Below are 14,088 nucleotides of genomic sequence, written 5' to 3' on the forward strand. Positions count from 1 at the left end.
GCCTTCGGGGCAACCTTCATCGCAACGGCAGGCATTGCCGCCCGCGCCGACCACCATTCAAGGTCACAACGCCATGCAACCTGATCGTCCGATCCCCGACGAAGACGGGATGCTGCCCCTGCATACGCCTGGCCCTGCCGCACGGCGTCCGGGCGAAACCGTCTTCAATCTGTTCATCTTCGTCGCCAGTCTGGTTCTGCTCTGGTCGGCCTACGGCATTTCGGGCTTCGAGGCGCTTTCCTCGCCCGGCGCCGTCCCGATGGCGACCACTCTCGTCATGCTGATTTCGGCTGGACGCATCCTTCTCGACACGATGAGAAAACCGACCGACAGCGAAGAGACGCTGGCCAGGGATATCCTGCCGCGGCCTGTCATCTTCACGATCGTGATGGTCGTGCTCTATGCCGTTGCTCTGGCCCCGCTCGGTTTTCTGCCGACTTCGGTGCTCTTCCTGCTGGGCATGATCCGCTATCTCTCACAGCGCGGCTGGGGCTTCTGCCTTGCGGTGTCGATGGGAAGCGTGGCGCTGATCTATCTGGTTTTCCGCATGATCTTCAACGTGCTGATGCCGGAAGGGATCGTTCCCGAGGGCGAAATCATCGCCTTCATCTCCTCGCTGTTCGGAGGCTGAGATGGAAATTCTTCCCAACCTGCTGATGCCGCTTCTGAACCTGAAGCTGCTTGCCCTGGTCGGGCTCGGGACGCTTTCGGGCATCTATGTCGGAGCGATCCCCGGCCTTTCGGTGACGATGGCCGTCTCGATCCTGATTTCGTTCACGTTTTCCTGGGATGTCTATCCGGCGCTCGCGCTGATGATCGGCATCTTCATGGGGGGCGTCTATGGCGGATCCCGCACGGCGATCCTGCTGAACATCCCGGGTGCGCCTTCTGCGATTGCGACGGCGATGGATGGCTATCCGCTGGCGCAGCAAGGCCGCGCCGGCGAGGCGATCGGGGTCGTGACCGTGGTTTCCTTCTTCGGCGGCTTCATCGGCATCCTTGCGCTTGCGCTTTTCGCGCCCTCACTTTCCGAATTCGCGATCCGCTTCCAGCCGCGTGACTTCATGCTGCTCGCGATCATGGGCATTCTTCTTGTCGGTTCCCTTTCGGGCGAAAGCCTGATCAAGGGCGTCTTCTCGGGCGCGCTCGGGATCGCGATCGGCGCAGTCGGCATGGACCCGCTGACCGTTGAGGACCGCTTCGTCTTCGGGATCGACCAGTTGCGTGGCGGCGTGTCCTTCGTCGCCATCATGATCGGCATGTTCGGCGTGGCCGAGGCGCTTGCGCAGCTTCATACAGTGAACACCCCGGCGGTTCGCCAGAAGATCTCGGGCATTGTCCCGTCCTGGAAAGTGGTTCGCAAGCACATGTTCCTTGGCCTGCAAACCTCCAGCATCGGGACGGTTGTCGGCGCCCTGCCGGGAACCGGAGGAGATATCGCAGCGCTGATGGCTTATGACCATGCGCGGCGTGTCACCCGCAAGCCGGACGTCCCCTTCGGCAAGGGCGCGATCGAGGGGCTGGTTGCGCCCGAAACAGCGAACAACGCGGCCGTCGGCGGCGCCTTCATCCCGATGATGACGCTGGGCATTCCGGGCGATGCGGTGACCGCGATCATGATCGGCGCGCTGTTCATCCACGGGCTGAACCCTGGCCCGATGCTGATGATCGAACAACCGAACATGTTCTGGTTCATCGTCGGATCGCTCGTTCTCGCGAACTGCTTCATGCTGATCTTTGGCCTGACCGGTATCCGGATCTTCGTCAAGATCGTCGAGCTGCCGCGCACGGTGCTTTTGCCGGTCATCCTGATCCTGTCGATTGTTGGCGCCTATGCGGTCAACAACAGCCTGACCGATGTCTACTGGATGCTGGGTTTTGGCGTCTTCGGCTATTTCATGAAGCAATACGGCTATCCCCTGGGTCCCGTCATCCTTGGCGTCATCCTGAGCAGGCTTTTGGACGACAACTGGCGGAGGGCGATCATTTCCGAACAGGAAAGCCTTGCCGGACTGATGAAGGGCATCGTCACGAGCCCGTTGTCGCTGACGCTCTTCGTCGCCGTGCTGCTCATCCTGCTGTCGAACACGCCGCTTTGGGGCATGGTCTTCCGCAAGAAGGCACGGTTGTAGCGCGCTCCTCATTACCTTGGGCCGGAGCGGATACGTTCCGGCCCTTTCCAATTGTTGATGCACACCTCCGCTTGCCTTGCCCGCTTGCGCAGTGGGGCGGCTGTCTGCAATGGTCACGCTGCATTCCATGTTGATCGAGGACCAGATGCCCATTGAGCTAAACCACCTTCCCCAAGCCCCGCGCGATCTCGGCTGGTTGAAGGAACAAGCCCAAGCGCTCTGGGATTTTCACGCGGCCGCGCTGGATGGAAAAGGCGGCTTTACAATGCTCGACATGTCGGGCTCTCCCCTGCCCCACGAGCCGCGCGGCTCTGGCTCGGAAAGGGCGCTTCACGACGTTTGTCGGATGGTCCACAGCTATGCGCTGGCGACCCGCGTCGACCATCCGCAAGCCTCGGAAATCGTCGAAAAAGGGATGCGCTGGCTGCTTGACCGCCAGCGGGACACCGTCAATGGCGGCTTTTTCTGGTCGGTCGATGATGCAGGCCCGATCGACAGCAGGAAGCAGGCCTACGGCCATGCCTTTGTCCTGCTTGCCGCTGCGTCGGCGCATCGGGCAGGCAACGGGGACGCCGAGCAGCTGCGCGATCTCGCTCTCGATGCGATCTGGTCGCGATTCTGGGAAGAAGATCACGGAGTGGTCAGCGACACGTTCGAAGTTGACTGGACGGGCGGACTCGACTACCGCGGGCAGAATCCGAACATGCACCTGACCGAGGCATTCCTGGCCGCGCATGCGGCATGGGGCGACGCGCGCTATCTTGATGCGGCGACCCGTATCACGACGCGCCTGATCGGAGAGAATGCCCGCGACGCCGGCTGGGTCGTCCCCGAACATTTCGACAGTCAGTGGCAAGTCGATGCGAATTTCGATGGCGATGCGATGTTCCGACCCTCTGGCACCACGCCCGGCCACGCGCTGGAGTGGAGCAGGCTGGTCGTCGAACTTTGGCTGCGGACCGGAAAATGCCATGCTTGGATGCCCGAGGCTGCGGACGCCCTCTTCCGCAAGGCGATCGATTTGGGATGGCTGCCCGAGGGCGGCTTTGCCTATACGCTTGGCAATGACGGCAGCGTGTCACGCGACTGGCGACTTTGGTGGCCGGTGGCAGAGGCCATCGCCGCAGCCTGGACGCTCAATGCGATCAGGCCCGATCCGTTCTATCGCGAATGGTATGAGCGGTGCTGGAGCTTTGCTGATCTTTACCTGATTGACCACATGCACGGAGGCTGGTTCCACCAGATCGACGCAGACGGCAAGCCCGAGACAGGCGTCTTCTCGGGCAAGCCCGACATCTACCATGCACTTCAGGCGTGCCTGATCCCGGCAGGAATGATGTGGCCGGTCAAGACTTGAGGGTCGGTTGAAAGCGAGGTCGGGGCAGCCGCATCGGCCTTGCAAGGATATTTCCTGAACGATGGCGCGGCGATCAATGCCCTCCTCCGCCTCCGCCACCCGGTTTTGGCTTTTCAACGAAGATAAGCAGCGTGCCCATGGCCGCGAAGAACAGCGCCAGCGTCACGAACAGATCCGTCAGCGACAGGATCAGCGCCTGCAAACGGACCATTCCAGTCAGTGTGGACAGGGCGGCGGTCTGCGCCGCTTCGCCCAGCGACGAATAGGCCTGCGCGAGAGCGGAAAGCGCCTGATCGGCAACGCCCCTGCCGCCATGGACGGCCTCGGCAAGCCGGGCATAATGAAAATCCTCGCGGTTCGAAAGCATGGTGTTGATCAGGGCAAGTCCCACCGCACCACCAAGGTTTCGGGTCAGGTTGAATAGACCCGAGGCATTTTTCACCTTCTCGGGCGGCAACATTCCAAGCGCTATGTTCGAAACCGGTACCATGCAAAGCATCAGAGACACGCCGCGCATGATCTGCGGAATGAAGATTTCCCAGTAGTCCCAGTCTTGTGTCAGATGGCTCATCATCCAGCAGCTCAGCGAAAACAGCGCGAAGCCTATCGCCATCATGATCCGCAGATCGACTTTTTGGGACAGCCGCCCGGCAATTGGGGCTGTCAAAAACATCGACGCCCCCGAGACCATCATCGCTTCACCGATTTGCAGGGAGTTATAGCCGCGCACCCCCGACAGGTAGACGGGAAAGACATAGATCAACCCGTAAAGGCCGATGCCCAACCCGAAGGAAAACAGCGAGCCCATCGCGAAATTGCGGTCGGCAAAGGCATCCAGCCTGACAATCGGCTCGTCCGCAGTGAAGGCCCGCCAGAAGAACAGGACTCCCCCCAGGATCATGACACCCGTCATCAACAAAATGATTTCATCGGCGAACCAGTCGTCGCCCGCGCCTTCCTCGAGCACGTATTCCATCGCACCGAGAAACAGCGCGAGACCCAGGAAACCCCACCAGTCGAAGCGGTTCAGCAGGCTCAGGTCGGGCTTGTCGAAATCGATCAGCGAAAAGGCCGCGATGGTCACGACGATGCCGGGCACGACATTGATGAAGAACAGCCAATGCCAGCTCATGAATTCCGTCAGATATCCGCCGAGCGTTGGCCCGATTGTCGGCGCAAGTGTCGCGACAAGGCCGATCATGGGAGAGACGATATGCATTTTCGAGCGCGGAAAGATCGTATAGGCGCAGGCAAAAACGGTGGGGATCATGGCTCCGCCCAGGAAGCCTTGCAGCGTCCGCCAAAGGATCATTTCGCCGATCGTGTTCGAGAATCCGCACAGCAGGCTCATCAGCGTGAACCCCCCTGCCGAAATCGTGAATACCCAGCGCGTCGAAAGCATTCGCGACAGATAGCCCGAAAGCGGGATCATGATGACCTCGGCGATCAGGTACGAAGTCTGGATCCACGGGATTTCATCCCCGGATGCCGCAAGCCCGGCCTGGATTTCGGGCAGCGAGGCAGAGACGATCTGGATATCCAGGATCGCCATGAACATGCCCAGAACCATCAGCAGGAAAGTGATCAGGCGTTTGGGATCAATTCGATCGGGATCGGCCGCCCGGATCGTCCCGGCAGCCTGCGCAACGGCTTCGGCGGACATGGCCTCAGCCCCCTGTCAGCGCGGCCTGTAGCCCCCCGGTGGGCTTGTCGGTCTCGCGGCTGCTGGTGGCAGGCTCGTGAACGCCGCCTGCCGGGCGAAGCGGCTCGGCCCCGGAGGGGGGCGCAAGCGGTCCCGCATCACCCGTGCGAGTATCGACATTTACGACAACCGACATTCCGGGGCGCAGCGGCAGCCGGGCACGATCTTCGGCGGCAATCTCGATGCGCACAGGGACTCGCTGGACGACCTTCGTGAAATTGCCGGTTGCGTTTGAGGCCGGCAAGAGACTGAATACCTGGCCGGTGCCGGCGGTCAGACTGGCGACCTTGCCCCGCAGTTCCTCGTCGGGCCAGGCATCGACGTGAATGCCAACCTCGGCTCCGGGATGGATGCCGGCGATCTGGGTTTCCTTGAAGTTCGCCTCGACATAGACGTCGCTGACCGGAACAAGCGTTCCGATCCGGGTTCCTGTCGTCACATATGAACCCACTTCGATGGCCCGCGCCGTCAGAATGCCGGAAAACGGCGCCCGGATCTCGGTGAATCCAAGATCGCGCTGCGCCTGCTTGATCGCCGTCCGGGCGGCCCGGACGTCGAGCGCGGCACTTTCCTCGCGCACATGCAGCACGCCAAGCTCGGCCTTTGCCTGGGCCAGCGCGGCCTCTGCGCTTTTGACCTGCGCCGCCGCAGATTTGGCAGTCGCCTCGGCTGCATCGACTGCGGCCTGCGTTCCGGCCGACGAGGATTTCAGATCGCGGGCGCGTCGATAGGTCTTCTGTGCGCCATCATTCGTTGCAAGGGCAGCAGCCAAAGAGGCCTCTGCCTGCTCGATGGTGGCATTCCCGGACTCGATCTGAGCCCCAAGCTGGGTTTGCGCGCTCTTGGCCGAAGCAAGCGCGTTCTCGGCCGCTTCAAGCGCCAGTTGATAATCTTCGGCATCGATCCGCGCGACCACCTGATCGCGTTCGACCGAAGCATTCGGCGCGACGAGAATTTCGGACACGTAGCCTGATGCACGGGCCTGAAGCGTGATCAGATCGGCTTCAAGATAGGCGTCGTCGGTTTCCTCATGGAAACGACCGTAGCTGAACCAATTCCAGCCCGTATACCCCGCCACGCTCAGGACCAGCAAAAACAGGCCGGTCAGGATACGCTTGGCCTTGCCCTTTGGCGCGGCTTCCGACGCCAATGCCTGCTCGGTATCTGCCATGATTTGGCCTTTCTACACGGGCCCCGTCCGGGCACGCCCCTATGTTCGGAGAACCCCGCGATTCCGGACCGCGAGGCGAGTCCTTAAATATATTGACCGAACCGTTCGGTCAATATACTCGATAAAGGCGAAATGCCCCGTCAGGTCGGAAAGAAAATGTCTGGAACTCCGCCCCTGCCCGAAACCGGCTCCGCCCGAGAGGACAGCCCGAAACGCCAGCAGATCCTTGATGGCGCGCGCCGCATGTTCCTGCAAAAGGGTTTCGAAGGCGCCTCGATGCAGGATGTCGCGCGAGCGGCAGAGGTGTCGAAGGGAACGCTGTACGTTTATTTCGACAGCAAGGAAGCGATGTTCCAGGCGCTGGTTCTGGAAGAATGCGATCGGATGCAAGAGGCAATGCGACGCATCGCAACTGGCACAGGCTCGGTCGAACAGGAACTGCACGCGATCGGTCGCCAGATGCTTCTGACCCTGCTTCAGCCCGAGGTTCTGGCAGCCATGCGCATGATGATCGGCGCTGCCGAGAAATTCCCCGATCTCGCCAGGCAGATCTACGCTTCAGGTCCGGCCCGATCAATTCGGACACTTTCGGAATATCTTGAACTCCGCTGCCTGCGGGGTGACCTTCGGATCGACGACTGCCACGCCGCCAGTGCAGAATTCCTCGATCTCGTCGTGGCTGGATTGCAGCGTCGCGCCCTGCTGATGATGCCCTTGCTGAGCGACGAAGACATCGAATTGCACGTCGCCTCGCGCGTGTCGCGCTTTCTGTCAGGCCGACTTCCGACGCCATGAGTGAATGAAGGGGCTTGCTTGCCGATCCCATATGGCATGATGATCGCCTGCCCGATCGACACGTTCAGAGCCGGAGAATGTCATGCGGATTGCCTATGTCAGCCTGTCCGGCCGCGGTGCGAATGATGCATTCCTGACCTCGGTCGCCATGCAACTGGACGCTGAAGGGTTGCGCCTGGCCGGTACCGTGCAAAGCAATTTCGAGCGCAGCGATCGTGATCATTGCGATATGCACATCCATGTGCTTCCCAAGGGTCCGGTATTCGCCATCAGCCAAGACAGGGGCGCGCATGCCCAGGGCTGCAGGCTTGACGCGGGCGCGCTTGAGGAAGCGGCAATGGCCGTCTCGGGGACCCTGCATGAGGCGCAATTGCTTATCGTCAACAAATTCGGCAAGCAGGAGGCCGAAGGTCGCGGCCTGACCCCGGTGATCGCGGAGGCAGCCGAAATGGGACTTGCGATCCTGATCGGCGTGAACGGAATGAACCTGCCGGCCTTCCGAGCCTTTGCAGGCGCCATGGCGGTCGAACTGCCCCCCGATGCCATGAGCGTCCTGAATTGGTGCAAATCCAACGTCGACGAGATCGCGGCCTGATCTGATCAACGGCGTAGCGCGCGGATTTGTGCGCGCTATCGCCAGCAGGGATTCCCGTCTCGGCCGACCAACATATCCAGCTGATGTTACTGTTCCAGAAGGCGCGTTAATTCGAAACCGGACCAGAAAGTCCTGCAAAGCTGCTCGCGCCGACCCTGCCAGTCTGCAGACCGATATGATTATCTTGTCGCCGCCCTGCGCGACCGCCAGAGCCAGAGCTTTCGCTAGGCTTCAGAGCCATGATCGCAGCGCGCATCCTCCGGCAGGCCAAGGGCGTCGTCGCGCTTCTTGAGGAACTGAGGCATCACCGCTGCTTCCGGCGTTTTCTGAACCGCAACTGCGGTAGGCACGACCAAGGGATATAACCGGCTGGGTCGATCGACCGCGTATCGCCGATAGAGGAGCATTCTGATGAACAGCTCCCCCAGACCGGTACCGATGGCTTCGCCGCAAATCCCACTGCGCGTGCACTCAGATCCAGGATCGTGGCCATCTCGGGCGTCCATTGCCGCAAGACTGCCAATCGGTGTCCAGGCCCAGCTTCGCGACCCGGTTGATCAACCGGTCGGTCTTGAGCTGGAATTGAGCTTCACCCGGAGGCCCGATCGACAGGCAGGATTTCGACACGGTCGCGCGACCGGACGCCTCGCGCGGACGTCGGACGTCAACGGGTCAATGGCATCGCTTCGCGCGCGATTGCGGACATTGCCGCTTTCGGAACTCTCGTCGCAGAGTGCATGTCCCAAGTCGGCAACGAAGCTGAGATCTTCTGGATGTGGAAAGCATGGACTGACGACATCGATGCGGGTCTTTCGCATTCGACGAGCAGGCTGGATAGGATTTCCGCCATTGCTTCGCAGCGCGATGGTGCGAGCAGCATGGACGATGACCAGATCCTGAAACAGATCAATTCTGGACGGCCCGTCCCTTGTAGGCTTACGCTTCCACCAAGGTGCTTTCGGGAAAAAGTCCAGTTCGCACTCTCACGGAACGGGAAGGGAACGGGAAATGCCCCACGATCACGACGACGTCCCGCGCTGGAAACATGATGGTGTCCGGGTCATCAGGGGTGATCAGTTGGACCCCAACACGGCTCAGACTCCCGGAATGTTCCGGCAGGCTGCAATCAATCACGCAAGGGTTGGCGCGCAGAAGATCTGGGCTGGGACGGTGGCGATCGAACCCGATGCCAAGACCGGTGTCCATCATCACGGGCCCTTGGAAAGCGTGATCTATGTTGTTCGCGGCAAGGCCCGTTTGCGTTGGGGGGAAAGGCTTGAATTTGTCGCCGAGGCCGGTCCGGGCGACTTCATCTATGTTCCGCCCTATGTTCCTCATCAGGAGATCAATGCCGACCCCGAACACGTGCTTGAATGCGTGCTTGTCCGCTCGGACAATGAGGCCGTGGTGGTGAATATCACCGATGTCGACCCGATCGAGCCGCCCGAATCCGTGTATTGGGTTGACCCGATCCATCCTGCCCCCCAATCGTGACAGAATGAACACAACGCTCGTGCGCCAGACGGGCCTTGTGCTCAAGGCGCAGGTGCGGTGACCTCATGATCCGACGGCGGCCGCCCACGCGGTGGTACCTCGCTTCGGCTCTGGGACAGATCGCACGGTTCGCCAGTTCCCGTTTTTTTGCGGGGAGATCGACCGGAACGGCGGTTCAGATTTCCGGGAGATCAAGAGGCAGGTCCCAAGCATCTCGACCGCGTCGCGCGAGAGGAGATAGAAATGTAACGATATCCCTTTTCACACTTGGTAAAACATCACCCCCGGACGTGGCAGCAGAAATATGCGCGGGCGGCGTTGGGCAAATTCCATTCCGGCCCTGAGCGAACCGCTTACCGGTTCATACGCCGCATTCCTCAAGTGACGAATTGTGGCAAGGAGGCGCCGGTTTGCATGCAATCCAGGCAGTCAACCTTGGAAAACGAAGGCTTTCGCTGTATATGTCTAAGGGACAACGACCGTGGCACATGGTTGTCAAGGCAAGAGGCGCAAGCAGGTTATGTTCAGACTCCCAGTTGTGGCCGGTGTGCTGGCCGTGGCGGCAATCTATGGTTTTGGCCTCGTCAAGACCCCGGCGACCGAGCCCCTATCCACAGATATTCCCGCGGTTGAGACTGCCCGCGATCCTGTTGCATCTCTGACCCATGTGCAGGATCAACCCTCCGCCGCGCATTCTGGCAAGTCCTCGAATGCCGTCGAGACCCGTCTGCGCGAGCTTGTCCAGCAAAGCACGGGCACAATCTGCGAGACCTCCGGCGGGGTCTGCGAAGTGTCGCCTCGCCCCATCAATTCTCCCTGCCAGTGCGGCAACTATGTCGGACGCGTCGTGCGCTGAAGCGTCAGGTCACTATTCTTGTGCGGGTGTCTCGGTTGGGGGTTCTTCGAGAGCTGCCACGGGCTCGGTGCCTGGCGAAACCTGAGCCAAGTCTTCTCCCTTCTCGCAGAAGCTGACTTCGACCGAGTCATTCCCTTCGCTGGTCCAGACCCACAGCCGATCCGTCTTCTCGGCCGGATATTCGGGAAAGGTCATGGTCGCGAGGATACCGCGCATGTCCGGCATGACCTCGATCCGCTCGGCCTTGCTTCCAGCAAGGGTCACCACGGTCGAACGCCAGAGCCGCTCGCCCGGGATGACCAGCGCAAGTTGGTAGGCCGAACTCCCCTCTCCGCCATCCTTGGGACTGATCCGCCTTGGCCTGAGACACGGGGCTGCACCCTCATCGCTTTCAGACGCGCGGGGCTGGAACACCTTCTTGTTGATCATCGGGCCAAGAATTTCGTTCCGGCCGATCACGATGCTGTCGAGCGCGGCAAAATCGGTGGGCACTTTCAACGTGATGGTGCGCCGCTGATAGCCCTCCATCAACTCGCCAATCATCTCTTCGAGGTTCAGATCGTTGAATGAGCGCGTGTCGCCTGCGACCAGAGCGTCAGATCCCCCCGCCACAGGCGAAGTTGCATCAGAGCGTGGCGCATAGATGCGCGCATTCCGATCGTCCGGCACCTTGTCGGGGTCAAGAAATCCCTTCCACACCGTCAGCCGGATCTCGTCGAGGTAAGCCGGGACCGAAACGAGCACAAGCTGGGACACCATCATGGGTTCCTTGATTCCGGCCTTGACTACGGTCCATCCGAAATCGAAAAGTTCGCGCTCATCGTCAGGCAGCCTGCCGCTGCGGCTTTGGCCCGATGCGAAATTGATCACCTCGGGCGCCGCCTCGAATTTCCGGCTGGCCTCAGAACTGGAATAACCGGCCCATCCGGTAACGCCAGAAGCCCCGGCGCCGCCCTGTATGGACTGGCTATTTCCGGCTTCGGTCACAACCCCTGTCACGTTCCCGCGCGGAAAGGCTGCATAGGTATAGCTTTCGACCTGGGCCATGCGGCGAAAGAATTCTAGCGCTCCAAGGCGCAACTGCACCTGCCGACCGATCGCGCAATCGTCTATCGTGAATTCGTAGCCCTCGAACTGTTCGTAACGACCGACCAGTTCGTCCTTGCTGGCACCCTCGGCCAGGAAGGGATCACCGAACTGCGGCCGCACGAGGCAAAGTGCCCGTGCATCATGGATATCGGCGGCGGCCTCGATCCCGGCGAGCACGGTCGGCGTCAACGCGGCCTTCAGGCGCGCGATGGCCTCGGGGCTCATGTTGCGCCGAGGCTGCACCCAGGCCTCGAAATCCGGGCATTGCGCCTTTTCGCACGGCAGCGGAAGCAGGCCTCCCATCCGCCCCAACCCAGCCGTGTCGGGCGCGTCGGGTCTTGCAACGTAAAGATCGACGTCCCGCTGGTTGAACGAGATGTCCACGTCCAGCCTGCACTGGCTGGGCTGGCGGATCAGCTGGAACTTGGTTTGGGCTTCGAAGAACTGGCCCCAGGCACCGGGAATTGCTGCAAACGGAGAGGAGATCCGCTGCTGCTGCTCGAGAAAACCGCCCAGGTTGACGGGGGGCAAGGCGGGATCGGTTGCGGCTCTGGTGCATTCGTCAACCGCGCTCCGCAAGACCTGATCCCGCAACCGCGAGGCAATTCGCGTCTCGGAATCGGGCAACCGGGTGACATAGGCCAGCGCCTCGTCGACCTCTTCGACCTGAGAGAATAGCTGTGTGAGCGATGCCCTTGCGAACGGCTCGACTTCAACTCCCCGGCACAAGGGTTGATCGAGCAGTTCCGGCCGGCACAACGCCTTTCTTTCGCCGCGATATTCGTTCAGCCGCCGGCTGACATTGTCGAGCCAATCGCCGAAATAGCGGTCGATCTGAACGAGGATGCGCAGATCATCCTCGCTCAGGCCCACGGACTGTCCCGAGGGGCCGGAATAGCGCATGAAATGCCGCACGAACGCCTCGGGATCGCGCCGCAGCAAGGGGGGTTCTTCGTCGACGTCAGCAGAACCATCAGGCGCTGCTGGCGGCTCTGTATCTGCGGCAGGCGTGGCTGCGTCGGAACCGGGACGCCCAAGCAATATGTCCAGCGGGTTCTGATCCATTCGTACAACGACCGTCGGGTTCAGGACCGTTTCTGCCCCTGGCAGGATCGAAGTGTCGAATTTCAGGCCGAGCACCGTGTTTCCGCTAAGATCATGGCGGTCATCAAGCGCATTCTCGAGGATCATCTGCCGGATCTCGTCTCGCGCCTCGGACTGCAGGCGGAAGCGCGTCTTGAAGGGGATCTGCGCCAATTGTTCGACCAGCTCGGACGACAGGCCGGTCAGATCACTTTCTTCGTCAGATGGCGCAGTGCTTCCCTGTCCCGCGATCACGCCCAGCACGGCGCGGCGCATCTCGGCCTGGGCATCCTCGATCCAGCCGGCATCGGGGCTGTCCACCTCGGCCAGGCGATTGCGCAGCCAGGCATCCTGAAGATAGCGATCATTGACCAGCCGTTGACGCGTATAGACCTCGGGGCTCTCGACATAGATCAGGCCGGTATGTCCGGGACGAAGGTCCTGACCTCGGGATGCCGCGAGGACCGCCAGGCGCGTATCACGATAAAGGCCGACAAGACGAGGCAAGGCCCATGCCGCGACATCAAGCGCGACAAAGACGAGGAGCGCGATCGCCACGGCGCGAAACAGGAAGCGGACGATCGGAGGAACACGAACGACGCTGGCCATGATTGCATGGTGCCAACTCTGTCGCATCCTGTCCATGTAATGCGGCGGGCCAAAAGGAAAAACTGCGCGAAACGGCATCTGATGCGATCATCCCGCAAGATGGCATCACTGATCTGAGCGTTGGCGGGCTTGCTGGCGGCCGGACCGCGTCGCCTTGCAAGACTGACCGACATTCGCTCCGCCGCGGAAGTCGGACACCGAGCACTGATCAATCCTTCCAGCTTTCCCTGACATGGCTCTCGAAGAAGTCCGAGAAGGTCGCGACGCGCAGGGGCAGGCGTTCATAGGGCGGGTAATAGAGGGTCAACCAGAGTTCGGAAGGGTGCCAGTCGGGCAGAACCGGCACCAAGGAGCGGTTTCCCAGCGCCTCGCGCAGCATGAAATGGGGCAGCATGACAATGCCTTCACCATTCGCCGCAAGCTGGGCCAACAGTTCCCCGTTATTTGCCTGAAACCTGCCTGAGGCGCGGATATGGCGCTGCTCGTCACCCCTGCTCAGGTTCCAGGTTTCGCCCGCCATGCCGCTGGCATAGCCAAGGCAGTCGTGTGCGGCCAGATCCTCGGGGGTCTCGGGAGTACCCTGCCTGTTCAGATAACTGGGCGAGGCGACCAGCAAACGTGGCACGCGGCAGATCTTGCGCCAGATCGTCGATTTGTCCGATGGCGCGCCCGAGATGCGAATGGCCAGATCGAGATCTTCTGAGACGATGTCGACAAGTCTGTCAGTCAGGCTGACAAGAACGTTGGTACGGGGATGGATTGTCGCGAATTGCGACAGCACCGAGGGCAGAACCAGTGATCCCAGCGACAGGGGCGCGCTGATCCGCAAAAGGCCGCTCAACTCGCCCTGCCGCTCTCGCATTTCCTCGGCTGCCGCGCCCAGACCATCGGCCAAAGGGGCAACCCGTGCTGCGTACAGCGCACCCGCCGCGGTCAGCGACACGGCCCGCGTGGTACGGACAAGAAGCTGCGTGCCCAGTTTTGTCTCAAGCGCCGCGACCGCGCGCGTGACTGCGGCAGGGGCCAGCCCGAGGGCACGTGCGGCGCCGGAAAAGCTGCGCTGAGAGGCGACTTCCAGGAAGATCCGGATCGATTCAAGCTCGCCCATTATTTCCCATATCGAAATAAATAATGCGATTTTACGAATATTCTCAGCAATGGCAAACGTTGCCATCTTTGGTCTCAGCAAGGGCGCGGACTGACCG

The 14,088-nt window shown here is 61.1% G+C and carries 11 protein-coding genes; 7 read left to right on the plus strand and 4 right to left on the minus strand.

What is annotated here, in order from left to right:
• Positions 1-73 precede the first annotated feature (73 nt).
• The 3 genes from RGQ15_RS18210 (at position 74) to RGQ15_RS18220 (ending at position 3,489) form a co-directional block, all read left to right on the plus strand.
• On the plus strand, positions 74-631 hold the full coding sequence (locus RGQ15_RS18210) for a tripartite tricarboxylate transporter TctB family protein (RefSeq protein WP_311162142.1): 558 nt from the start codon (positions 74-76) through the stop codon (positions 629-631).
• A gap of 1 nt (position 632) precedes the next feature.
• Positions 633-2,132 (plus strand): tripartite tricarboxylate transporter permease, encoded by a 1,500-nt coding sequence (locus RGQ15_RS18215; protein ID WP_311162143.1) that lies wholly within the window; start codon positions 633-635, stop codon positions 2,130-2,132.
• 145 nt (positions 2,133-2,277) lie between these two features.
• On the plus strand, positions 2,278-3,489 hold the full coding sequence (locus tag RGQ15_RS18220) for an AGE family epimerase/isomerase (RefSeq protein ID WP_311162144.1): 1,212 nt from the start codon (positions 2,278-2,280) through the stop codon (positions 3,487-3,489).
• A 73-nt stretch (positions 3,490-3,562) separates the two neighbouring features.
• On the opposite strand, the gene RGQ15_RS18225 is transcribed toward RGQ15_RS18220, so the two are convergent.
• Both RGQ15_RS18225 and RGQ15_RS18230 read right to left on the minus strand, forming a co-directional pair.
• Positions 3,563-5,152 (minus strand): DHA2 family efflux MFS transporter permease subunit, encoded by a 1,590-nt coding sequence (locus RGQ15_RS18225; protein ID WP_311162145.1) that lies wholly within the window; start codon positions 5,150-5,152, stop codon positions 3,563-3,565.
• 4 nt (positions 5,153-5,156) lie between these two features.
• Positions 5,157-6,362 carry an HlyD family secretion protein gene (locus RGQ15_RS18230; protein ID WP_311162146.1) on the minus strand — a complete coding sequence of 402 codons (1,206 nt, stop codon included), beginning with the start codon at positions 6,360-6,362 and terminating at the stop codon, positions 5,157-5,159.
• Between the two features lie 156 nt (positions 6,363-6,518).
• Between RGQ15_RS18230 and RGQ15_RS18235 the strand changes: the two genes are divergently transcribed.
• The 4 genes from RGQ15_RS18235 to RGQ15_RS18250 all read left to right on the plus strand — a co-directional run bounded on the left by RGQ15_RS18235 (position 6,519) and on the right by RGQ15_RS18250 (position 10,102).
• The gene (locus RGQ15_RS18235) at positions 6,519-7,157 is read left to right on the plus strand and encodes a TetR/AcrR family transcriptional regulator (RefSeq protein ID WP_311162147.1); all 639 of its coding nucleotides are present in this window, start codon (positions 6,519-6,521) and stop codon (positions 7,155-7,157) included.
• 82 nt (positions 7,158-7,239) lie between these two features.
• A complete protein-coding gene (locus RGQ15_RS18240; RefSeq protein WP_311162148.1) occupies positions 7,240-7,752 on the plus strand; it encodes a DUF2478 domain-containing protein in 513 nt (170 codons plus the stop codon).
• Positions 7,753-8,760: 1,008 nt separating this feature from the next.
• Positions 8,761-9,246 (plus strand): cupin domain-containing protein, encoded by a 486-nt coding sequence (locus tag RGQ15_RS18245; RefSeq protein WP_311162149.1) that lies wholly within the window; start codon positions 8,761-8,763, stop codon positions 9,244-9,246.
• A gap of 520 nt (positions 9,247-9,766) precedes the next feature.
• Positions 9,767-10,102, plus strand: coding sequence for a hypothetical protein (locus RGQ15_RS18250; RefSeq protein ID WP_311162150.1), 336 nt, complete (start codon positions 9,767-9,769; stop codon positions 10,100-10,102).
• A gap of 12 nt (positions 10,103-10,114) precedes the next feature.
• On the opposite strand, the gene RGQ15_RS18255 is transcribed toward RGQ15_RS18250, so the two are convergent.
• Together RGQ15_RS18255 and RGQ15_RS18260 are read right to left on the minus strand one after the other, a co-directional pair.
• The gene (locus RGQ15_RS18255; protein ID WP_311162151.1) at positions 10,115-12,883 is read right to left on the minus strand and encodes a hypothetical protein; all 2,769 of its coding nucleotides are present in this window, start codon (positions 12,881-12,883) and stop codon (positions 10,115-10,117) included.
• A gap of 208 nt (positions 12,884-13,091) precedes the next feature.
• Complete coding sequence (locus RGQ15_RS18260) at positions 13,092-13,991, minus strand: LysR family transcriptional regulator (protein WP_311162152.1); 900 nt, start codon at positions 13,989-13,991, stop codon at positions 13,092-13,094.
• Positions 13,992-14,088: the final 97 nt, after the last annotated feature.

The organism is Paracoccus sp. MBLB3053 (genome assembly GCF_031822435.1).
Classification (GTDB): Bacteria; Pseudomonadota; Alphaproteobacteria; order Rhodobacterales; family Rhodobacteraceae; genus Paracoccus; species Paracoccus aurantius.